The sequence below is a fragment of the Flavobacterium aureirubrum genome (assembly GCF_038739835.1).
In the GTDB taxonomy this organism is placed as follows: domain Bacteria; phylum Bacteroidota; class Bacteroidia; order Flavobacteriales; family Flavobacteriaceae; genus Flavobacterium; species Flavobacterium aureirubrum.
The window spans coordinates 34,319-57,629 of sequence record NZ_JBCGDO010000010.1 but is presented as its reverse complement, the minus strand read 5'-3'; the positions used below and the strand labels follow the sequence as shown (position 1 = coordinate 57,629).

The window sequence follows — 23,311 nt, the reverse complement described above, 5'->3', positions numbered from 1 at the left end:
CAAAAAAATGTATCTTTGCTCACTATATTTTTTGGTATGATAGCAATAGAAAAAGACACATCACTTGAGTCGTATTTTGATAATTTTAGAAAAAACATTATCGGTATTAATCAAGAATTTCAATCACCTTTTGGAAATAAAAAAATTATTTACACCGATTGGACAGCAAGTGGAAGACTCTATCGTCCGATAGAAGAGAAAATGATGAATGTTTTTGGTCCATTTGTAGCTAATACGCATACAGAAACGACAATCTCTGGAACAGCCATGACAATGGCTTATCATGAGGCAAGAAAAATCATTAAAAAACACGTTAATGCGAGCGGCGACGATGTTTTAATTACAGATGGGACAGGAATGACGGGTGTTGTGAACAAATTTCAACGAATTTTAGGTTTACGAATTCCAGAAAATCTCAAGTCGTTTACAACAATTCCAAAAGAATTAAAACCGATAGTTTTCATTTCACACATGGAACATCATTCTAATCAAACATCGTGGTTGGAAACTATTGCTGATGTCGAAGTTATACCCTGTGATGATGAAGGATTATTTTGTATTGAAAAATTTAAAGAAATTGTAGGTAAATATAAAGATCGAAGTTTTAAAATCGCTTCAATGACCTCGTGTTCTAATGTAACTGGTATTCAAACTCCTTATCATGAAGTGGCAAAAATTATGCACAGCAACAATGGCGTTTGTTTTGTAGACTTTGCTTGTTCAGGACCATACGTTGATATAAATATGCACCCTGACGAAGAAAGTTATTTGGATGCTATTTTCTTTTCACCGCACAAATTTCTTGGTGGTCCAGGAACTTCTGGAGTATTAATTTTTAATAAAAACTTGTATAAAAATAATGTTCCCGATTGTCCTGGTGGCGGAACTGTAAGTTGGACAAATCCTTGGGGTGAACATAAGTACATAGACAATATTGAAGACAGAGAAGATGGTGGAACACCCGGATTTCTTCAAGTGATAAAAACAGCACTAGCCATTCAGTTGAAAGAAGAAATGGGTGTGCAAAATATTTTAAATCGTGAACATGAAATCGTTGAGTTTGTTTTTTCACGATTAGAAAACATTCAAAATATTAAAATTTTAGCGCAACAACATCGCGATAGGTTAGGCGTAATTTCGTTTTATATAGATGAGTTACATTTTAATTTGGGTGTAAAAATTTTAAACGACCGGTTTGGAATTCAAACACGTGGTGGTTGCAGTTGTGCGGGAACTTACGGACATTTTCTTTTGCATGTAGATCAAGAAACCTCTAAAGATTTAGTGTGCCAAATTACCTCAGGAGATCTAATCAAAAAACCAGGATGGATTAGAATGTCTATTCACCCGACCACTGCGGACAAAGAAGTACAATATGTTTGTAACGCAATAATAGACTTGGCTAAAAATCATGAGGAATGGGCAAAAGAATATGTTTATAACTCAACCACCAATGAGTTTTTTCACAAAAATGCGCAACATCAAGAAAAAGAAATGGTAGAAAGTTGGTTCTCTTAATCATTAACTCAATTTTTTCTTCTTTTGGAATTTATTTTATGTTTCCAGCGTTTGTGTGTCCATAAGTAGAATTCGGGTGCTTCATGAATTTGTTTTTCAACTCTTCTCAAAAATTCATCAGAAATTTCATAATCAGGAACAGTTTGAGGATTATCACATAACAGTTCAAAAGTAGCTTCATAATAACCTCTTTTAACCTTTTTTACCCGCAGGAATATCACATTCATGTCAAATTTTTTGGCAAGCATTTCTGCACCAGTATGAACAGGAGTTTCTATTCCCATAAATGAGGTCCAATGGTAAGTTTTGTGCAATTGTGGTGATTGATCACTTGCAAATCCGTATACACCAAGATGACCTTTGATAACATTTTCCTGAATAGTAGGTATTGTTTCTTTCGTTGTAATTAAAGTAGCTTTAAATTTTGAACGAATGTCTCTCACCAATTTGTCAAAATATCTATTCGCTATCCTTTTATAAATCGCAAAACCTTCAAACTTTATATGTCTGTTCATAGAAATAATCCATTCATATGAAGCATAATGAGCAACAAGCAGTGCAATACTTTTTTGCTCTTTTTCTAAGTTTTGGTACAATTCTAAATTGGTAAATACAAATCTTTCCTCGATTTCTCTCTCGGAGATAGACATGGTTTTGACCATTTCGAGAAACATATCGCACAGGTGTCGATATGATTTTTTTTCAATCGATAATTGTTCTTTCTGAGATAAATTTGGCAATGCTAAAGCAATGTTACTACGAACGATTTTTCTTCTGTATCCTATAATGTAGTAAACAATTATATATATTAAATCCGAAAATATATACAGTACTCTAAATGGCAATATCGATATAAGCCAAATTAAGGGATAAAGAAAAATAAAAACGACAAATTGCATTGAATATTTTTATGCAAATATAAAGGTAAAAGTTATTTTAACGCTTTAATAGTCTCAAAACCCAAATAACTATTATTATTTTTACTGAAATATTTAAATATGGACAATCTATTTTTATTGGTAATAATTTTAGCCAATGTATTATTTAGCATGAAAGGATTTAATGATGAGTATTTTTTTAGAAAATATCAATTTCATGTTGGTAGTATTCGCTCAGGTGAACAAATTAGAATGATATCATCGGCATTTCTGCATGTTGACCTTGTTCATTTGGCTTTTAATATGTTAACATTATGGTTTTTTGCTCCTGTGGTATACAGTTTTCTTGGAAATTCTTCTTTTGTGATTGTCTATTTTGGAAGCCTGATATTTGGAAGTTTATTAACCATGCTATTTCATAAAGAAGATTATAGTTACAGCGCCGTTGGTGCTTCTGGCGCAGTAACCGGTGTTTTATATTCAGCAATATTGTTACAACCTAATATGATGTTGGGAATCTTTTTTATTATTCCAATTCCTGCTTATCTTTTTGGAATTTTGTACTTGTTATATTCAATATATGGTATGAAAGCCAAAAATGATAATATAGGTCATACCGCGCATTTTGGCGGTGCTATTGGTGGTTACGTTATAACTTTGTTAAAAGAACCACAGCTTTTTGAAGAGCACACATTGATGGTATTATTATTAGCTATTCCAATAATTATTCTTTTCGTAATGGCTAAGATGGGAAAATTATAAGTGGCACAACTTTTGAAATTACTGCATAACAATCTAAAATATTTGAAATTATGAAAAAAGTAGTTACGATGATAGCGTTAATTTTCGCTTTCGCAATTCAAGCCCAAGAGCAGAAATCTCAAGTTCCTCAAATTTCAGTGAACGGTGAAGGTAAAGTAAAAGTAACGCCAGATCAAGCCATTATAAAGATTGGTTTTCAAAATTCTGGAAAAGATGCCAAAGAAGTTAAAACACTAAATGATGAAGTAGTTGACAGAGTAATAAAGTTTTTGAAGAAAAGCGGTATTCCAACTACAGATTACAAAACTAATGCCGTGAGCTTGTACAAAAGTTATGATTATGAGAAAAAGAAGTATAACTTTCAAGCCAATCAAACATTGAGTATAACCCTCAAAGATTTAACAAAATATGATGAGATTATGATGGGGTTAAATGATGCTGGAGTTAATTCTATTCAAGGTGTTGAATTCAAGTCTTCTAAAATAGAGGAACACGAAAAAGAGGCACGAAAAAGAGCAATTTTGAATGCTAAACAAAAAGCTACTGATTATGCTTCTGTTTTAAATCAAAAAGTTGGTAAAGCATTGTTGATTACAGATAATTCACAGCAGTATTATCCTCAACCTGAGTATAAAGGAAATATGATGGCAATGGCATCTGATGAAAGTACGCCAAGACAAACGTTAGCTGCGGGTGAAATAGAAATTAACACTAACGTCAGTGTAACATTTGCTTTGGAATAATTAAAAAAGCGGTACTTAGTTTTAAACAAAAAATTCCCTTTCTGAGATTTCGGAAAGGGTATTTGTTATGTTTCTTTTTATTTTTTTGGAAGTGGTGCGCCAACGGCAACCGCACAATCATGCCCTTCTTGTCCGTGCGGAGGATTCATACCTGGAGCTGTTGTAGTTGTTGTCTGATTTGGATTTAAAATTGCAGGCGCTGATGCGGCTGGTGTTGTCTGAGCTGGAGTAATTGTTGAGCTAGTAATTGTGGGCTGCGCGTTTGTTGGTGGAGTAGTTGGTTTACGCACCGGAGAATTCAGTGGTGCACCAACAGCAATATCACAACGATGTCCGGCTTGGCCGTGAGGAGGATTCATTCCCGGTTTTGTTACCGCTTGATTTGGCGTCATCGTTTGAATGTTTTGTGGAGCAATTTGATTTTGAGTAGGAACAACAGTTTGTGAAGTTGGTTGTTGCACGCCCGATTGTGTAGGAATTGCTTGCACTCTTGGCATAATTATTTCTTTTGGCGCAGCGCTCTCAGTTTCACTAACTGTTTCTTCTTCTTTTTTACATGAAGTTGATAGAAGTGCTAGCGCTATAACTGACCTATAAATTAAATTTAATCTCATACTATTTATTTTTATTTATCAAATGTAACTTTTTTTAATAAGAAGAGCAAATTCGATAGGTAAGGAAATAATTTATTAAAGAACTAAAGATTTTGTTGGTTTTTCAAGTAATTATTTAAAATAAAAAAACGCTCAAATGTAATTTGGCGTTTGTTATTACTATATCATTAGTTAGTGGGGAGAGCAGGATTCGAACCTGCGAAGATGTAATCAGCGGATTTACAGTCCGCCCTCGTTGGCCGCTTGAGTATCTCCCCATCGCTATGTGCGAGTGCAAATATAAAAACACTTTTGATGTGCGCAAATAAAATTATTTTATTTCACTAACTCTTTTTTTAATCTTCTGGTTTACAATAAAATAAAAATTCTCCCACGGGAGATTTAGAAATAGTTGTTTTAAACAATTTACTTTTTTGACAAAAGTTCGTTAATCTTTGTTTTCAAACTTTCGCCATATAAATCTATTGCTACTATTGTTCCATTAGAATCCAACAAAAATGTTGTCGGAATTTGTGTAATACCATATTGGATAGCGATGGGATCTTTCATTTCTTTCAAATTCGAAACTTGTGTCCACGTTAATCCGTCTTTTTGTATTGCCTTTTTCCAGTCTTCAGCATTTTTATCTAACGAAACACTTATAATATTTAATCCTTTTTTATGAAATTCGTTATACAGCGCTACTACTTTTGGGTTCTCTTCTCTGCAAGGTTTGCACCACGAGGCCCAAAAATCGATTAATGTAACTTTGCTAAGATTTTCTTTAAGCGATAGCACTTTTCCCTCGGGATTTGGTGCTTTAAAATTTGGCGCTAAAGCTCCAACACTAACATTTACTTTAGGGTTGGCTTTTTTTTTGACAGCGCAAGATTTTCTTGTATAGATTTCCCTGGTTTTGTTTTCTTCAAAGACTCATCCAGTGAGTTGTATACTTTTTCAATATCTTTCTCAGTGAAGTTTCTATTGTTAAACATTGCCTGAATAATCAAAACACTGATGAAAGATTTTGGGTGTGTTTTAGGGTAATTGAAAGTATAATCCGTCATCTCTTTTTGAATAACATCATATTCTAATTTTAATTTATTCATGACAACGGTGTCATTTGTTTTTTGAGCTTCTTCAATGATAGCTTTATTTTTCATTTGGAAAGCCATTACATTTTTTTGAAGTTTTTTCTGTATGTTGCTAGATTCTAAGCCAAATTTTGAAAACTCATCATTATTATAAGTCCCGCCCATTTTTGATTTAAAAACGCTGTCTTTATCAACTTCTACAGTTATTTCTCCACCTTCTAAAATCACTGGTACTTTACCTTCTAATTTATCAACTTGTATAAAATGAATTTCTGGCTCTCCCGTTTTTCCTTTGATTTCAAATTTACCATCAACGATTTTCACCGTGTCAATAGCAGATATTCCCATTCCCATTGGATTTTGTTTTTCCAAATAAACAAGACCGCTTTTCATACCTTTAATTGTTCCTGAAATTATATACTCACCTTCGGCCAAATTGTTACAAGAAAATAGAGTTACTGCGACAGCTACTAAAAGAATAATTTTTTTCATTTTTTCATTTACTTTTTTAATGATTGCAAATGTATTTAAATTGCCGTCTTATAAAATAACATTTTTGTTTTTTTTAGTAATTTTCAATCTTACAATGAAATTAGATTTTACTATTTATAATCGGTTGCTACTTTTTAATTGAAGTTCTTTATTTACAAATAAGTAAATAAATTGTTAATTTATCAATGGTTATGACAGTTTTTGTAAGCGTGTAAATATATTTGCTCTCAAATTTTATACGTCAATGTTTAAAAATATCTCCTCGTTTCTTTTCCTTCTTGTTTTTTCAATTTCTAATGCACAAGTTTTTATAAATGAACTCGACTGCGATACACCGAGCACAGATGATCGAGAGTTTATAGAATTGAAATCCACAGCACCAAATTTCCCGTTAGATGGTTATGTTTTAGTTCTTTATAACGGAACTGGAACAAATGCTAATTTGAATTACTATGTTATTGATTTGGACGGTTTAACCACAGATATAAATGGCATTGTCGTAATTGGAAATAACTTAGTTTCTCCCGTTCCCAATAGAAGTTTGCCTGATAATATTTTTCAAAATGGTCCCGACGGTGTCGCTTTATATCTTGGAAGTTCGTCAGATTTTCCTAATCTTTCGGTTGCTACTACAGCCAATTTAATTGATGCCCTAGTTTATGACACTAATGATGCAGATGCTACTGCATTGATGACACTTTTGGGAGAAACGGAACAAATTAGTGAAGGGGCAAATAATTCTCCTTTATCAATTCAACGAAAAAATGATGGAACTTATGAAGCAAACACACCAACACCAGGTGCAAATAACGATGGAACAGGTTTCATTTACAGCGGCATTACTATTTCAACCACAGCAACTCAATTTAACGAGGGACAAGCTTTTACTATAACGTTTACAACCCAAACAGCAGTTACTGATAACAATCTCAACTTCAATTTCTCTCTTTCCAATAGTGGTTTTAATGCTGCAGATTTCACTGGAAGTACCGCTGTCACTATTCCAATAGGATCGAATACTTTCACTTCCACTATACAACTTGTGGACGATATTAATGATGAAGGCGACGAGATTGCTAGAATAAGATTTGGGACGTTACCCTTTGGATACAATAGAGTAAATGACAATATTGAGTTAAGAATTATTGATAACGATTTTACTACTTCAACATGGGGAACGCCTTTAAATCCTACTTATGGAGTGGTTCAAAGCACAGCGCCAGTAGGTTATTATGACTCTCTTGAAGGAAAAGCAGGCTTAGATTTAAAGCAAGCAATTCAGGATATTATTGCAAACCCTACGGTAGTTCGCGCACATAATTATGGCGACATAGAATCCATATTAAAAGTTGCCGATCAAAATCCGTTAAACAGTAATCAAGTATGGCTGATGTATGTAGAACAACCTCGTTCAAAATTAGATTTTCAAGAAACAGGGATCAACACTGGCAAATGGAATAGAGAACATATTTATCCGCAATCGCGCGGAGGTTTTGCCAATGGGACTGATGATACTCCCGATGGAATAAATGTTTGGTTACCTACAAATGCTGATGATATTTTGGCTGGACATGCTGATGCGCATCACCTTCGTGCAGAAGATGGACCAGAGAATACTTCGCGAGGCAACAGAGATTATGGTGAATATCTCGGTCCAGTTGGTACACAAGGAAGTTGGCGAGGTGACGTTGCTAGATCGCTTTTTTATATGGCCGTTCGATACAATGCATTGAGTGTTGTTAACGGCAATCCTTCCAATACTACAGTGGGACAGATTGGAGATTTAGCATTACTATTACAATGGAATCAAACAGATCCAAGTGATGATTTCGAAATGAATCGTAATAATTATATTTATACTTGGCAAGTAAATAGAAATCCGTTTATAGATTATCCTAGTTTGGCCGATTATGTTTTTGGGGCTAATTTTGGACAACCATGGTTTTCAACGCTTTCAAATAACAATTTTGATAATAGTAAAATTGTGCTGTATCCAAATCCAATGAAAGACAACTTTGTAATTTCTGGTGTTTCGGAGGGAACTATTGAAATTTATTCCACAATTGGGCAAAAAGTATTTGAAAAAAACATTAATGGAGAAGTAGCTATTGATATCAATTTAGCTGCCGGAATTTATTTAGCAAAAATTACTTCGGGTAATAAAGAGCTTGTTAGAAAAATTATAGTTCAATAATTACTTTCCGATACAAAAATTAGCAAAAATATTTCCTAAAAGTTCGTCATTCGTGACTTCTCCAGTAATTTCTCCAAAGTAATACAACGCCTGTTTAATATCAATTGCCATTAAATCAGAAGGTAACCCATTGTTTAAGCCAAACGTCACTTTTTGAATTTCTTCCAAAGCTTTTAAAAGTGAGTCATAATGGCGAGTGTTCGTGACAATAGTTTCATTATTGCGCAAAGCACCCGTATTTACAAATGAAAACAATTTGTTTTTTAAATCATCTATTCCCTGTTTTTCTTTAGCAGAAAGTAGTTCAATTTCAGGAATTTGAGTTGTTAAATTTATAACTCCTTCCTTCGTTAATTTATCAGATTTATTTCCGATAACAAGTAATGCTTTTAAAGGAAACTGATTTTTTATTTTTTCCAATTCAACCTGAACTTCTTTTAAATTTTTGTTGTCCAACGTCAATTGTGAACTATCTATTAAATAAACAATTACTTGTGCTTGTTCAATTTTTTCGAAAGTTTTTTTTATGCCTATACTTTCCACAACATCCTCTGTATCTCTAATTCCGGCCGTATCAATAAATCGAAATCCAATACCGTTGATAACCAGTTCATCTTCGATAGTATCACGAGTTGTTCCTGCAATTTCTGAAACTATGGCTCGCTCTTCGTTTAATAATGCGTTTAACAAAGTAGATTTCCCCACATTAGGTTCACCCACAATTGCTACTGGAATTCCATTTTTTAAAACGTTTCCAACAGCAAAAGAGTCTATCAATCGTTTTAAAACAAACTCAATTCTGTTTAATAATTCCTTGAATTGGGTTCTGTCAGCAAATTCTACATCTTCTTCGGCAAAATCTAACTCCAATTCAATGAGCGAAGCAAAGTTCAATAGTTCTTCTCTTAATCTTGCAATTTCATTACTAAAACCACCACGCATTTGCTGCATCGCAATTTGATGACTTGCTTCATTATCCGATGCAATTAAATCGGCAACCGCTTCTGCTTGCGATAAGTCTAGTTTTCCGTTCAGGAAAGCGCGTAGGGTAAATTCGCCTGCTTGCGCCATTCTGCATCCTTTTCGTAAAAGCAATTGTATGATTTGTTGCTGAATATAGCTTGAACCGTGGCAAGAAATTTCTACTATGTCTTCGCCAGTATAAGAATGTGGATTTTTAAAAATAGAAAGTAAAACTTGATCATATACTTTTGAATTTTCAACAATATGTCCAAGGTGAATGGTATGTGTTTTTTGTTTAGTAATTGATTTTCCTGAAACCGATTGAAAAACTTGCTCAGCAATAGTTAAAGCTGCTACACCTGAAATTCTAATCACTGCGATAGCACCAGCGCCAGATGGTGAAGCTAAAGCAACAATAGTTTCTTGTGAAATCATGTATTATTTTTTGGCAAAGTTACTAAAACTTAGCAAGTATATTTTTGTAAAATTAATTTATGATAATCAAATAAATATCTGATAAATATCATTTTTATATGGAAGTAATACACCTAAATTTGTTAAGACTAAATTCTATCATCATGAAAAAAATTCTATTACCTGTTGATTTCTCTGAAACTTCAGACAATGCTTTTGTTTATGCTCTCGAAATGGCGAAATTATTTAAAGCCGAGTTGGTTTTGTTGCATACTTTTGAATTGCCAATAGTTGATAGTCAATCGCTTCCGCTGAATTATGCCATGATTTACGAAACTATTGAGTTAACAAATTTTGAACATTTTAAAGAAAATATGCCAAAATTGCATGCGATAGCTGATAAACGAAAATTAGGTCATATTGCTATGAGACATATTCTGATGGACGGCGATTTGATTTACAATATTAAAAAAGTAGTAAAACAAGAGAACATCGATTTTGTTGTAATGGGAACAAAAGGTGCTGAAGGTTGGTTAGATTCTTTTCTTGGGACCAATACAAGCGCCGTTATTTCTGATGTATCGGTTCCTGTTTTGAGCGTACCCATTGATGCAAAATTTTCTAAAGTTGAAAATATTGCCTTCACCACACGATTCAGAAAAAAAGACATCGAAGCGTTGGTTAAAGTTTTAGTCATTGCTAAAAAATTGCATGCTAAAGTGAAATGTTTACACGTAAAAACCTCAGATTCCGATGTGAATACTGATACAATTAATAGATGGAAAGCTCATTTCGATGATGATGATAATTTACAGTTTTTCATCATTCCAAGTGATGAAGTTCCCGAAACTATTGAAGATTTTTTGGTAACTCAGGACATTGATTTATTGGCAATGTTAACCTATAAAAGAAACTTTTTTGTCGAACTTTTCACCAGCACTACCACTCAAAAATTATCCTATCATTTGAGAACACCTATTTTGGCTTTTCATGAATAATTGTTAAACGCAAATAAGATTTGTCTCGCTATAGTTACGATTACTTTCTTCTAACATAAATGTGTTTGATGTTGTTTTTACCACTTTCGCGTTCATCAATTTCAAAACGATTCATGCTTTTTATTAGGGATAATAATTTTGGAAAACCGTAATTTCTTGAGTCAAAATCGGGTTTCTTTTTTAGCATTAAATTGCCTAAATCGCCCAAGAAAGCCCAGCCGTTTTCATCTTCTAAATCGGTTATACTATCGGCAAAAAGTTTGATGATTTTTGGATCAATTTTGCTCAATGGTATATTAGCTTGCGGTTTATTCTTTTGGGAAGATTTTTTATTATTTGGCTCCAAAGAAACTTCTGTATCTTGTTTTTTCAAAATTTCGATATAGATGAATTTGTCACAAGCGGTAATAAATGGTGTTAATGTTTTTTTCTCACCAATACCAATTACTTTCATTCCCGCTTCTCGCAGTCGAGTGGCTAATCGTGTAAAATCAGAATCACTGGAAACAATACAAAATCCATCAACTTTTCCCGTATAAAATATGTCCATGGCATCAATTATTAAAGCACTGTCGCTGGCATTTTTTCCTGTAGAATAGCTGTATTGTTGAATAGGAGTTATGGCATTTTCGAGTAAAACATTTTTCCATCCAGAAACGGTTGGTTTGGTCCAATCGGCATAAATTCTTTTAAAAGTTGGCGTTCCATATTTGGCAATTTCCTCAAACATTTCTTTTACATTGGCATAAGGAACATTATCAGCATCAATCAATACAGCAAGTTTTAGGTCTTTCTTAATTTCCATAATTCGTATACAATTAAAAAGCAATAATTAAATTATCGTAAATCAAAGGTAAGTATAATTTCTTCAGCCTATTTGTCTTCGAGCATATCGCTCAAATGAACTCGCAGTGCTTTCACTGAAATACTGATTTCCCAAAACGATATTCCTAGTGAAATTAATAAACTCAATAAGCTTAGTCCAAAAAGATAAATGCCAACTAATTGTTGTTCAAAAAACAATAATAACATAGCAAATACGGAGAGAAATAGGCTGAGCACACCAAAAAGTTGCATGTAACGAATGAGTGTTAATCGCAAGTTGAGGTTTTTAATTTCTATCAAAATGCTTTTGTTTTGCTTCTCGTCATAGTTTTTTTTTAATCCACGAACTATTTGTGCAATGGTCAAAAATCGGTTGGTGTATGCTAATAAAATCAACGATGTGGCAGAAAATAGTAATGCAGGCGTTTCTATGTTGAGGGTCATTTTTACAGAATTTAAAATTTTACGGTGACAGTTTTTCTCTCACCATTTCTAATAAAAGTTACTGGAACTTCGTCACCTGAATTCAATTTTGCCAAACATTCCATGTAGCCATACACTTCTTTTATTTCGCAAGTTCCAATTTTGATGATTACATCTCCAGCTTCAATTCCTGCTTTTTGTGCTGGTCTGTCATCAGTAACCCCATCAACATGCAAACCATCACCAGTATCAGTATAATCGGGCATAATTCCTAAGCTGACTTTGTATTTTGCCCCTTTTTTTGTGGTATTACTTTTGGTTTTTACAAATTCTACTTTGTCTAAATTTGCAATACTATTACACACTCTGAAAACATAATCAACAATATTTTTTGTGCCTGTATAATTGATTTTATCTTCATCATCACTTGGTTTGTGATAATCAGTGTGCGTTCCTGTGAAGAAAAATAGCACCGGAATATCTTTTAAATAAAATGAAGTGTGATCCGATGGACCAATGCCACTTTCGTCCAACGTAAGATTAAAACCTGCTGGTTTATTTTTTTCAACAAGATTTTTAAATTCTGGACTCGTCCCAATACCACCAACGGTCAATTCTTTTTTGTCGTTTAATCGTCCAATCATATCCATATTAATCATGGAAATTACATTTGGATATTTGTTTTTCAACGTTTCAGCCATGTGTTTTGAGCCAATCAAACCATCTTCTTCCCCTGAAAAAAGGGCGAAAATATAATTTACGTTTTCGATGGTTTTATTTTGAGAATACATTCGGGCCAATTCCAAAATTCCTGATACACCTGACGCATTATCATCAGCACCATTGTGAATGTCTCCAACAGAATTAACTTTACTGGAATTGTTATGCTCGTTTAAACCTAAATGGTCATAATGAGCACCAATAACTATCGTTTTATTGGCTTTATTGTCTAGGAATGCAATCACATTCTTGCCTGTATTATTTACACCACTATTGGCAATGGTATCGTGCGGATTTAATTTTACTTTATAGCTAAAATCTTGAATGTAACTTGCACCATCATACGGTTTTAAATTCAAGCTTTTAAATTGTTTTACTAAATAATTAGCAGCAACAGTCTCTTCTTTGGAACCTGTCAGTCTTCCTTTTAAATCATCAGAAGCTAAGAATGAAATATTTTTTTTGAGATTGGCAGTTTTTGCAATTTCAGTAGCATCAGTATCGATCCAATCTGCGATAAAAACATTGGTTTCACGCGCTGCACTTTGTTGGCGATTACTAGAGAAAACCAATTTTTTTCCGTCGGGTGAAAACATTGGAAACGCATTGAATTCACTTTCGTAGGTAATTTGCTCCAAATTTTCTCCATTACTATCAATCATATACAATTGAAAATCATAACCACGAGTTGAATGATGATTGGAAGAAAATATTATTTTTTTATCGGATGGATGAAAAAATGGAGCCCAATTTGCTTTTCCTAAATTTGTAATTTGTTTTAAATTGGTTCCATCAACATTGCAGGTATAAATTTCCATTTCGGTTGGCGCAACTACGTTTTCATTTAAAAGTGCTTTATAATCGGCAATTTCTTTTTCCGTTTTTGGTCGCGACGAACGAAATACTAATTTTTTGCTATCGTGTGAAAAGAAACTTCCGCCATCATACCCTAAACCATTGGTGATTTGTTTCAAATTTGTCCCATCAATATCCATTGTCCAAAGTTCTAAATCGCCGCTACGAGAACTAGTGAAAGCAATCTTTTTTCCATCTGGAGAAACCACGGCTTCGGCATCATAACCTGGGGAATTTGTTAGTTGCTTTACGATTTTTCCATTTAAATCGGCCATATAAATATCAAATTCAGGATAAACAGCCCAAAGGTATTTTCCGTCTTTTGACTTTGGTGGCGCTGGACATTCGGAAGAAGCGGCATGAGTTGAGGCATAAAGGATGTGCTTTCCGTCTGGCATAAAATAAGAGCAAGTAGTTCGACCTTTTCCTGTTGAAATTAGTTTTAAATTGTCTGACGAATAAGTTTTGTTTTGCAAATCATACAAATAGATTTGGTCACAGGGAATGTTTGCTTTTGGATTGCTTACTTGCAGTGTTAATAATTTACTGTTTGGGCTAAAATAAGCTTCAGCATTATCGCCACCATTTGTTAGTTTTTGAATGTTTTTAAGGTGTTTTTCTTGCGCTAAACTAATTGTGAAAACCGCTGAAAGTAAAAATGTAAAAACGAATTTTTTGTATAATGACTGCGTTAACATATTTAAATTTTTCAAGTATTAGATAGTGAGATTATATTTTTGAGTTTGCAAAGTTCGTCAATTTTTGTTCTAAATATTTATTAATGAAAACAAAAGACCTGCAAATTTTAGCTTGCAGGTCTTTATCGTAATTTATTTACTGGACAGTTCTTATTTAATCAACTCAAAACTTCGTTTTACAAAAGCAGTCAATTCTTCGCCTTTCAATAATCCTTGAGAGATTTTTGCCAAATCAAGTGCCTGTTTTACCAAGCTTTCTTGCGCTGATTTATCATCAGTATACAAAATTGTAGAAGCTAAGTCAGAATTTGTATTGACCACTAAATTGTACATTTCAGGGAAATTACCCATGCCGAACATTCCACCGCCACCAGTTTGGCTCATTTCTTTCATTCGTCGCATGAATTCTGGTTGTGTGATGATAAATGGTGCAGCACTGCTGTCCATTGGTTCTAATTGCACTGAATAATTTGCTTTTGGAACAATTTCTTCAACCACAGTTTTTAATTTATTTGACTCATCTTCAGACAATTTAGAAATTTGAGTATCTTCTTTCTGAATTAGTTTATCGATATGATCCGAGTCAACTCTAACAAAAGTCATGTTCTGGTTATCTGATTCTAATTTTTGAATTAAATGCGAAACGATAGGAGAGTCAAGTAGAATAACTTCATAACCTTTTTCTTTGGCAATTTCAACATAACCGTGTTGAGCATCTTTATTTGAAGTATAAAGTACAACCAGTTTTCCGTTTTTATCGGTTTGATTGGCAGTTATAGCTTCTTTCAATTCTGCAAAAGTGTAATATTTGTCATCTACTGATGGATATAATACAAAATCACCTGCTTTTTCATAAAATTTTGGTTCAGAAAGCATTCCGTATTCCAAAACTATTTTAATATCATTCCATTTTTTTTCAAAATCTTCACGGTTTTCTGTGAATAAGGATTTTAATTTATCAGCTACTTTACGAGTGATATAATTCGATATTTTCTTCACATTTCCATCGGCTTGAAGATAGGAACGCGAAACATTTAACGGAATATCGGGAGAGTCGATGACACCTTTCAACATGCCAAGGAATTCAGGTACAATTCCTTCTACATTATCGGTTACATATACTTGGTTTTGGTATAATTGAATTTTGTCTTTTTGCATTTGCAAATCGGCAGACATTTTTGGGAAGTATAAAATCCCCGTTAAGTTAAACGGATAATCCACATTCAAATGAATGTTGAACAAAGGTTCTTCAAATTGCATTGGATACAATTCACGGTAGAAATTCTTGTAATCTTCATCCGTTAAATCAACTGGTTGTTTTGTCCAAGCCGGATTTGGATTATTAATGATATTGTCCACTTCAACTTCGGTGAAAATATTGTCTTTATCTTCTTCGGCAACACTTTCTCCTTTTTTCTGTTCAATTTTTTCTTTGCGAGTTCCAAATTTAATTGGCACTGGCATGAACTTGTTGTATTTAGTCAACAACTCACGGATTTTGAATTCTTCCAAAAATTCTAATGAGTCTTCTGCAATATGTAGAATAATTTCTGTTCCTCTTTCGGTTTTGTCATGAGGAACAAGCGTAAACTCTGGACTTCCATCACATGTCCAGTGTGCTGCTGGTTCGTCTTTATATGATTTGGTGATAATCTCCACTTTGGAAGCTACCATAAATGCAGAATAAAATCCAAGACCAAAATGACCAATGATTCCTGAATCTTTGGCAGAGTCTTTGTATTTTTCTAAAAATTCTTCGGCACCAGAAAAAGCAACTTGGTTGATGTATTTTTCAACTTCATCAGTCGTCATTCCCAAACCTTGATCGATGAGGTGTAATTTTTTGCCTTCTTTGTCAATTTTAACCTCAATGATTGGATTTCCATATTCTACTTTGGCTTCACCAATACTTGTCAAATGCTTTAACTTTAAAGTAGCATCAGTAGCATTGGACACTAACTCGCGTAAGAATATTTCATGATCGCTGTATAAAAATTTTTTGATTAGTGGAAAGATGTTTTCTACGGATACGTTAATTTTTCCTGTTGTCATAATATTTTTTTTAAAATTTCTTCAAACATTGTATTCAAAATGAGTACCGTTTATGTACATAATGACAAATTGTCTTGATATAAAAATTTTATAAAAAAAATGTTATTCTGAAATGTTATAATTGCCACTAGTAGTATATTTGTTCAGAAATTAAAACTAGGAATTATGATGAAAAAAATTATTTTATTTGTTGCACTGTCGGTCACCCTTTCTGCTTGTAAATCCAATTCGGCGACTAACACATCTGTAGATAACAAGACAGAAAGAGGTATCAAAGGAAACTGGGAAATCACATCAGTAACTTATCCTGGCTCTAATGTAATCAAAGTCACTTCTTTTGATTTAGCCGATTCCAATTGTTTTGTAGGAAGCAAATGGAATTTTATTTCTAATAACAACAAAGGTAATATGAGTTTAACTAATGCGAAATGCACTAGTTATAGTACGCCGATTTCATGGTTTATCAATAAAGAAGGGCAGTTCGTTATGAAAATTTTAGATGACTCTAAAGCAAAAACAGTTAAAACTGGTTATGTATTAAATGTTGCAAATCAGAGCGAAAATTCTTTTCAATTGACCGAAAAAATTAATGTGGCAGGAAAATCTGTTGACGTAGTATACCAATTTGAAAAATTAAATTAACAAAAATGAGAAAATTAAACATTTATTTAGTTGTTAGCATCTTAGCTTTAGGAAATATTTTTACTAGTTGCGAGGCAGTTAAAAACACCAATAAAACGCAGCGTGGTGCAGGTATTGGAGCTGTCGGTGGCGCAGTGATTGGTGGTATTTTAGGAAATAATTTGGGTAAGGGTGGAAACGGAGCATTAGGTGCTGTTCTTGGTGGAGTTATTGGCGGTGTAGCTGGAGGTGTTATTGGAAACAAAATGGACCAGCAAGCTAGAGAAATTGAAACAGCTTTACCTGGAGCACAAGTAGAAAGAGTTGGTGAAGGAATTAGATTAGTTTTAGGTGAAAACGCCGTTCGTTTTGATACAAATAAGTCAACATTAACATCAACTGCAAGAGCAAATTTGGATAAATTATTAGATGCTTTTAACCATTATCCTGATACCAATATTAGAATTTATGGGTACACTGACAGTACAGGTTCCGCTGAATATAACCTAAAATTATCTGAACAAAGAGCAGCATCTGTAAGAACATATTTAATCGGTAAAGGATTAGCAGCGTCGCGTTTTGTTACCACAGGATTAGGAATAGCTGATCCAATTGCAACTAATGATACTCCTGAAGGACGAAGCCAAAATCGTCGTGTAGAGTTTGCTATTACAGCTAATGAGAAAATGGTTCAAGAAGCTGAAAAAGAAGCAGGTAAATAAATTTAAAATAGCTTCAAACTATCATAAAGCTGTCTTTTTTAGACAGCTTTTTTTTGTTATAAAAAATTTAACATAATATTTTGTTTAATAAAAATTGAAATATATTAAACACTTTGTATCTTTACGCTTTAATTGAACATCCACATGGCAACCACAAAAAAAACGAAGGCGAACAAAAGCATTATTGATGATAATCATATTATCACACTTTATATGAACACTGTTTTAGAGAACCAAGAAGTTCCTAAAAATGTGTATTTATTTTGTAAAAACAATGCTATCGAAGAAAGTGATTTTTATTCATTTTTTGGATCGTTTGAAGCGGTAAAACAACAAATCTGGGTCAAGTTTTTTGAAAATGCTATTGCAACTATAGAAAAAGACACGGCATTTGAAACTTATACTGATAAAAATAAGTTATTGACGCTGAATTTCACGCTATTTGAAATTCTGACTTTAAATCGTAGTTACGTTTTGTATTCTCTAGAGGAAAACAAAGAGGGATTAAAAAATCTAAAAGTTTTAAAACATTTTAGAACAGAATTTAAAAATTTCATTGTTTCAATAATTCAGTCTAATCCCGAAGAAAAAAGTGATAGACTTTCTCGAGTGACAGAGCCAGTTTTTTCAGAAGGTGCGTGGATACAGTTCCTGTTTATTTTAAAGTTTTGGATGGATGATACATCGAAAAATTTTGAAAAAACAGACGTATTGATTGAAAAATCAGTGAATACTGTAGTTGATTTATTGGACACCAAACCATTAGAAAGTTTATTTGATTTAGGAAAATTTCTTTGGAAGGAGAAAAAATAAACGTTAAAAAAACAATTCGCTATAAATGAAAACTTTAGATAAAATCCCTACTGGGAAAATTGAACGTGCTGGTCAGCTGGTCAAAACTGGTATCAAAGTAGGAAGTAACTATGTAGCTTATTATGGTGAGAAAATAGTAAATCCTACTTTAACTCGTGATAAGTTGAACGAGAGTAATGCTGAAGATATTTATGATGGATTAAAAAATTTAAAGGGAAGTGCTTTAAAAGTCGCTCAAATGTTGAGTATGGACAAAAGCATTATGCCACAGGCTTATGTTGACAAATTTTCTCTATCACAGTTTTCTGTTCCGCCTTTATCGGCGCCATTAGTTAGAAAAACATTTAAAAAATATTTGGGAAAATACCCAGAAGATTTATACGATTCGTTCACTCCAGATGCCAAAAATGCCGCCAGTATCGGTCAGGTACACAAGGCTACAAAAAATGGGGAAAAACTTGCTGTGAAAATCCAATATCCTGGAGTGGCGGATAGTATAAGTTCTGATTTAGCGCTGGTTAAACCTTTTGCTACCAGAATGTTTAATATCAAAGGTAAAGACTCTGAAAAGTATTTTAAAGAAGTCGAAGACAAATTACTAGAAGAAACAGATTATGTTTTAGAACTAAAGCAAAGTTTAGAAGTTTCTGAATGGTGCAAAAATATTGAGAATTTGCGTTTTCCAAAGTATTATCCTGAATTTTCTTCTGAAAAAATCCTTACGATGGAATGGATTGAAGGCGAGCATTTATCAGAATTTGCAGCACACAATAAAGACCGTGAAAAAGGGGACAAAATAGGACAGGCGTTGTGGGATTTTTATATGTATCAAATGCATCATTTGAAGCAAGTACATGCCGATCCGCATCCTGGAAATTTTTTAATAGATAAAGATAGTAATCTAGTTGCTATTGATTTTGGTTGTATCAAGCATGTGCCAAATGAGTTTTACGTTCCGTACTTTGAATTAGCAAAACCAGAAGTTATTGACAATCCGAAATTATTTAATGAAAAATTATACGAGTTGGAAATTTTGCGAAGCGACGACAGCAAATCAGAAATACTATATTTTACTAAGATTTTTCATGAATTGTTAAGTTTGTTTACTAAGCCTTTCCATGGCGAAAATTTTGATTTTTCTGATGAAGTTTTTTTTGGAAAAATTGCTCAAATGGGTGAAGATTTTGCCAAAGATACACAACTTAGAAAAATGAACGGAAATAGAGGTTCGAAGCACTTTTTATACATCAATAGAACCTTTTTCGGATTGTATAATTTGTTACACGATTTAAAAGCAAGAGTCGAAACTAGGTCTTTTGCAAAATATATAAATTAATAAAGAATTGTTTATTGGTTAGGTTGATAAGAGCAGTTTCCTTTCTTCAGGTTCTGCTCTTATTTTTTGGGTGAATATTTCTTTAATTACAAATCCGATGCTGTTTTATCTTAATAATTTAACCTTAATTGGTATAAATTTGCACTTCATTAATCTATTATGCTGCAAGTTCAAAATATTATTTTTTCATACAATAGCGAAGTCGTCATTGCTACTATTTCATTTGAACTCACAAAAGGAAAAAATTTAGCTATTATAGGTGAGAGTGGCTGCGGAAAAAGTACATTGTTAAAACTGATTTACGGTCTTTATGATTTAGAACAAGGAAAAATTCTTTGGAATGAAAAAGAAGTTTTAGGACCAAAATTTAATCTTATTCCAGGTATGGATTTTATGAAATACTTGGCTCAGGATTTTGATTTAATGCCCTACATAACTGTTGCTGAAAATGTGGGTAAATATTTATCTAATATTGATAAAGAGAAAAAAGAGCAACGTATACAAGAGTTACTTGAAATTGTTGAAATGGTTGATTATGCAAATGTAATAGCGAAAAATTTGAGCGGTGGACAAATGCAGCGCGTAGCTTTAGCTAAAGTTTTAGCTCTCGAACCCGAAGTTCTATTATTAGACGAACCTTTCAGTCATATTGATAATTTCAGGAAAAATAGTTTACGAAGAAAATTATTTGCTTATTTAAAAGAAAGGGAAATTACTACTATTATTGCCACTCATGACAGTACTGATGTGTTGTCATTTTGCGATGAAGTAATCATCCTAAAAAATGGACAAATTTTAGAACAAGGCAATCCAAATTATATTTATGAAAATCCAAGAAATAAATACATTGCCACTCTTTTTGGCGAGGTAAATGAAATTGTTATTGAAGGTGTTTCTAATTTAGTTTATTCTCACCAATTGAAAATTGCCGCAAAGTCAGATTTAAAAGTTGAAGTAATCAATTCGTTTTTTAAAGGCAGTCATTATTTGATTGAATCGCAATATAATGATGTTGTTATGTATTTTGATAATGAAGTTGAGATTAGTGTTGGAAAACAAGTTTATTTGAAAATAAAATAGACTTTGAATAAATTTTCAAAATCTATTTTATTTTCAACTATTTAAAAAACTATCAATTTTTTAAATATTTTTCTAAAAACTGATCTTGTTCCCAAAGCAAGTGCAAAATATTGTCCTTTGCTGCATATCCATGAGATTCTTTTGGCAATAAAACTAATCGAACTGGCGCACCAAGTCCTTTTAATGCTTGAAAATAGCGTTCAGATTGCAAGGTAAATGTCCCAGGATTATTATCAGCATCACCATGAACCAGAAGTAAAGGCGTTTTCATTTTATCAGCATTCATAAAAGGTGACATTTCGTTATAAACAGCAGGAACATCCCAATAATTGCGCTGTTCACTTTGAAATCCGAAAGGTGTTAATGTTCTGTTATAAGCACCACTACGGGCAATTCCGCAGGCGAATAAATTCGAATGAGAAAGTAAATTTGCCGTCATAAATGCGCCATAGGAATGGCCGCCGACTGCCACTTTTTTTCTATTGATGTAACCTAAATTATCTACTGCATTTATCGCAGCTTCGGCATCATCAATGAGTTGTGTAATGAACGTATCATTGGGTTCGGTTTTGCCTTCGCCAATAATTGGAAACGACGCATCATCAAGTACTGCATATCCTTTGGTTACCCAGTATACAAATGAACCATAGCTTGGAAATGTAAATTCGTTGGGATTTTTATCACTTTGTCCCGCTGAGTTTTTATCCTTAAACTCTGCTGGATAAGCCCAAATCAATAAAGGTAATTTCTCTTTTTTAGTTCTATCGTAATTAGCAGGTAAATACAACGTTCCCGATAAGTCTACACCATCTTTTCGTTTGTATTTAATGACCTCTTTATATACATTTTTAATACTTTCAAATGGATTTTTAAAAGTAGTAATCGGAGTTAATTTTCCCGATTTTATATTCCTAAAATAGTAGTTAGGATAATCATTTTTAGATTGTATCATTACTAAAACATCACCTTTTTTAAAATCTTCAATTGAAAGTAAATCTTCTTTTTTGTCTTTACTATTTGACGTGTATAAACGTTTTGTTTTTAGTGTTTTTAAATTTAATTCGTCTATAAAAGGGAACTGTCCATCTTTGGTGTATCCGTCACCCATTAAAAAAGCGTTACCATTTTCAGTAGCGATGACGTAGGTTCCATATTCATTTTTTTTAGTTTCAAAATTCCCCGGATCAGAATAAATATCTTGGGAATTTCTATCTGAAATAATTTTTGGGGTTTCATTTGGATTGGAAGGATTTACCATATAGGTTTTGGTGTTTCGAGTGTCATACCAACTATCATAGGCAATAGCAAATGTATCGTTACCCCAACTAATTCCGCCAAAGCGTTGTTGTGTTTTCATCATTGATGAAGGCGCATTTTCAAACGGGGCGTTCCACTGAAAAATTTCATCTCTAAAATCCACTTTTTTTGCTTGATCACCTTCATCTAAAGCTTCTGCAAAAACTAGAGTTGCTGGTTTATCAGCTCTCCAACTCATGCTTCTTTTTCCTTTTCTCACAGAGGAGAAACCTTTTGGCATAATCTCGGTTAGTGGCACTTCATTTACTACTTTAATCTCTCTTCCAGCAGTATCATAAACAATGCTTTTTTGCGGAAAACGACTCATTGGAACAATATACGAGTAGGGTTTTTGTATGGTTGTAAGCATTAAATAGTTTCCATCGGGTGAAAAACTTTCTCCCGCATAAATGGCAGCCGATTTGAACAACTCCGCATTTCCCGCGAGCGAAATTTTATACAATTCTGATGTTACTAGAGCATCAAAATTAGCTTCATCATTTTTATTTTTCAATAAATCTTGATAGGTTCTGTTTTGAGATTTAGAACCATCGCTAACCGATACTGTTGGTCCTTTTGGTAAATCTTTTTTCTCATTAATTAATGCAGGTCTGTTTTTTGGCAATACTTTAACCAATAAGGTTTCATTGTCTTTCATCCAATTGTATGGACTGCCTAAATTAGCATTTAAATTGTCAGAGGTTATTTTTTTTGCTGTTACCGTTGCAACATCAATGTACCAAAGTTCAACACCAGAATTTGTAGTATTGGTGAAGGCAATTTTCTTTTCATCAGGCGACCACGAGATATTGGTTAGTCTGGCGTTGGAAGGAAGACCTGAAACTTGTACTTCATCTTTTGCTGCAATTTTTCTAATTTTTAAATTATTGATGTAAGTAACCGTACTTGAAATATTAGTTATCGGATTGATTCTTAATCCGCCTAAACGCATCTCTTCTTGGTTTAAATCGTCTAACGTTTTGTAAGTATTTCTGTAGCTCAGCAGCATGTATTCTTTTTTAGTATCCATGCTAACAGATGGTGCTCTTTCATACTCGGCAAGCGCTAAAATTTCAGCAGAAGGTTTTTGGTAAGTGATATTCTCTTGGGCTTGAACTAAAAATAAATTCAGGAGAAATAGTAATGCAATATTTTTTTTCATAATGATTAAATTTGACTTTAAAGTTACTGATGATTTTTTATCTTTTGTAAAAAAAAAAT

Annotated in this window: 20 protein-coding genes and 1 tRNA gene; 10 read left to right on the top strand and 11 right to left on the bottom strand. The window is 33.2% G+C overall.

Annotation, left to right across the window (positions count from 1 at the left end):
• The first annotated feature begins 36 nt into the window (after positions 1–36).
• Positions 37–1,518, top strand: coding sequence for an aminotransferase class V-fold PLP-dependent enzyme (locus tag WFZ85_RS09025; RefSeq protein ID WP_342695965.1), 1,482 nt, complete (start codon positions 37–39; stop codon positions 1,516–1,518).
• An 8-nt stretch (positions 1,519–1,526) separates the two neighbouring features.
• Here WFZ85_RS09025 and WFZ85_RS09020 read toward each other — a convergent pair whose 3' ends face one another.
• Positions 1,527–2,417 carry a lysophospholipid acyltransferase family protein gene (locus tag WFZ85_RS09020; protein WP_342695964.1) on the bottom strand — a complete coding sequence of 297 codons (891 nt, stop codon included), beginning with the start codon at positions 2,415–2,417 and terminating at the stop codon, positions 1,527–1,529.
• 99 nt (positions 2,418–2,516) lie between these two features.
• On the opposite strand from WFZ85_RS09020, the gene WFZ85_RS09015 reads away from it, so the two are divergent.
• Positions 2,517–3,158, top strand: a complete 642-nt coding sequence (locus WFZ85_RS09015) for a rhomboid family intramembrane serine protease (RefSeq protein WP_342695963.1) — start codon at positions 2,517–2,519, stop codon at positions 3,156–3,158.
• A gap of 50 nt (positions 3,159–3,208) precedes the next feature.
• The gene (locus tag WFZ85_RS09010) at positions 3,209–3,901 is read left to right on the top strand and encodes an SIMPL domain-containing protein (protein WP_342695962.1); all 693 of its coding nucleotides are present in this window, start codon (positions 3,209–3,211) and stop codon (positions 3,899–3,901) included.
• Between the two features lie 77 nt (positions 3,902–3,978).
• Here the strand turns inward: WFZ85_RS09010 and WFZ85_RS09005 are convergent, their stop codons facing one another.
• The 4 genes from WFZ85_RS09005 to WFZ85_RS08990 form a co-directional block, all read right to left on the bottom strand.
• Positions 3,979–4,515 carry a hypothetical protein gene (locus WFZ85_RS09005; protein WP_342695961.1) on the bottom strand — a complete coding sequence of 179 codons (537 nt, stop codon included), beginning with the start codon at positions 4,513–4,515 and terminating at the stop codon, positions 3,979–3,981.
• Positions 4,516–4,690: 175 nt separating this feature from the next.
• Positions 4,691–4,772: transfer RNA gene (locus WFZ85_RS09000), tRNA-Tyr, on the bottom strand.
• Positions 4,773–4,920: 148 nt separating this feature from the next.
• Positions 4,921–5,400 carry a TlpA family protein disulfide reductase gene (locus tag WFZ85_RS08995; RefSeq protein WP_342696011.1) on the bottom strand — a complete coding sequence of 160 codons (480 nt, stop codon included), beginning with the start codon at positions 5,398–5,400 and terminating at the stop codon, positions 4,921–4,923.
• A complete protein-coding gene (locus WFZ85_RS08990) occupies positions 5,349–6,080 on the bottom strand; it encodes a DUF4369 domain-containing protein (RefSeq protein WP_342695960.1) in 732 nt (243 codons plus the stop codon). The genes WFZ85_RS08995 and WFZ85_RS08990 overlap by 52 nt, the downstream gene beginning before the upstream one ends.
• Positions 6,081–6,324: 244 nt before the next feature.
• Here WFZ85_RS08990 and WFZ85_RS08985 point away from each other — a divergent pair, with 244 nt between their 5' ends.
• Positions 6,325–8,274 carry an endonuclease gene (locus tag WFZ85_RS08985; RefSeq protein WP_342695959.1) on the top strand — a complete coding sequence of 650 codons (1,950 nt, stop codon included), beginning with the start codon at positions 6,325–6,327 and terminating at the stop codon, positions 8,272–8,274.
• Here the strand turns inward: WFZ85_RS08985 and mnmE are convergent, their stop codons facing one another.
• Positions 8,275–9,672, bottom strand: a complete 1,398-nt coding sequence (mnmE, locus tag WFZ85_RS08980; RefSeq protein ID WP_342695958.1) for a tRNA uridine-5-carboxymethylaminomethyl(34) synthesis GTPase MnmE — start codon at positions 9,670–9,672, stop codon at positions 8,275–8,277. It lies immediately after the preceding gene.
• Between the two features lie 143 nt (positions 9,673–9,815).
• On the opposite strand from mnmE, the gene WFZ85_RS08975 reads away from it, so the two are divergent.
• Positions 9,816–10,649, top strand: coding sequence for a universal stress protein (locus tag WFZ85_RS08975; RefSeq protein WP_342695957.1), 834 nt, complete (start codon positions 9,816–9,818; stop codon positions 10,647–10,649).
• A 40-nt stretch (positions 10,650–10,689) separates the two neighbouring features.
• On the opposite strand, the gene WFZ85_RS08970 is transcribed toward WFZ85_RS08975, so the two are convergent.
• The 4 genes from WFZ85_RS08970 to htpG all read right to left on the bottom strand — a co-directional run bounded on the left by WFZ85_RS08970 (position 10,690) and on the right by htpG (position 16,222).
• Positions 10,690–11,454 carry an NYN domain-containing protein gene (locus WFZ85_RS08970; RefSeq protein WP_342695956.1) on the bottom strand — a complete coding sequence of 255 codons (765 nt, stop codon included), beginning with the start codon at positions 11,452–11,454 and terminating at the stop codon, positions 10,690–10,692.
• A 68-nt stretch (positions 11,455–11,522) separates the two neighbouring features.
• Positions 11,523–11,918, bottom strand: coding sequence for a DUF2721 domain-containing protein (locus tag WFZ85_RS08965; protein ID WP_342695955.1), 396 nt, complete (start codon positions 11,916–11,918; stop codon positions 11,523–11,525).
• An 11-nt stretch (positions 11,919–11,929) separates the two neighbouring features.
• Positions 11,930–14,170: a M20/M25/M40 family metallo-hydrolase gene (locus WFZ85_RS08960; protein WP_342695954.1), complete on the bottom strand. Its 2,241-nt coding sequence runs from the start codon at positions 14,168–14,170 to the stop codon at positions 11,930–11,932.
• Between the two features lie 150 nt (positions 14,171–14,320).
• Positions 14,321–16,222: a molecular chaperone HtpG gene (htpG, locus tag WFZ85_RS08955; RefSeq protein WP_342695953.1), complete on the bottom strand. Its 1,902-nt coding sequence runs from the start codon at positions 16,220–16,222 to the stop codon at positions 14,321–14,323.
• Between the two features lie 165 nt (positions 16,223–16,387).
• On the opposite strand from htpG, the gene WFZ85_RS08950 reads away from it, so the two are divergent.
• The 5 genes from WFZ85_RS08950 to WFZ85_RS08930 all read left to right on the top strand — a co-directional run bounded on the left by WFZ85_RS08950 (position 16,388) and on the right by WFZ85_RS08930 (position 20,794).
• Complete coding sequence (locus WFZ85_RS08950; RefSeq protein ID WP_342695952.1) at positions 16,388–16,864, top strand: lipocalin family protein; 477 nt, start codon at positions 16,388–16,390, stop codon at positions 16,862–16,864.
• 5 nt (positions 16,865–16,869) lie between these two features.
• Positions 16,870–17,565, top strand: coding sequence for an OmpA family protein (locus WFZ85_RS08945; protein ID WP_342695951.1), 696 nt, complete (start codon positions 16,870–16,872; stop codon positions 17,563–17,565).
• 144 nt (positions 17,566–17,709) lie between these two features.
• On the top strand, positions 17,710–18,378 hold the full coding sequence (locus WFZ85_RS08940; protein ID WP_342695950.1) for a TetR family transcriptional regulator C-terminal domain-containing protein: 669 nt from the start codon (positions 17,710–17,712) through the stop codon (positions 18,376–18,378).
• 25 nt (positions 18,379–18,403) lie between these two features.
• Positions 18,404–19,714 (top strand): ABC1 kinase family protein, encoded by a 1,311-nt coding sequence (locus tag WFZ85_RS08935; protein ID WP_342695949.1) that lies wholly within the window; start codon positions 18,404–18,406, stop codon positions 19,712–19,714.
• A 159-nt stretch (positions 19,715–19,873) separates the two neighbouring features.
• On the top strand, positions 19,874–20,794 hold the full coding sequence (locus WFZ85_RS08930) for an ABC transporter ATP-binding protein (protein ID WP_342695948.1): 921 nt from the start codon (positions 19,874–19,876) through the stop codon (positions 20,792–20,794).
• 52 nt (positions 20,795–20,846) lie between these two features.
• Here the strand turns inward: WFZ85_RS08930 and WFZ85_RS08925 are convergent, their stop codons facing one another.
• Positions 20,847–23,252 (bottom strand): prolyl oligopeptidase family serine peptidase, encoded by a 2,406-nt coding sequence (locus WFZ85_RS08925; protein WP_342695947.1) that lies wholly within the window; start codon positions 23,250–23,252, stop codon positions 20,847–20,849.
• Between the last annotated feature and the right edge of the window lie 59 nt (positions 23,253–23,311).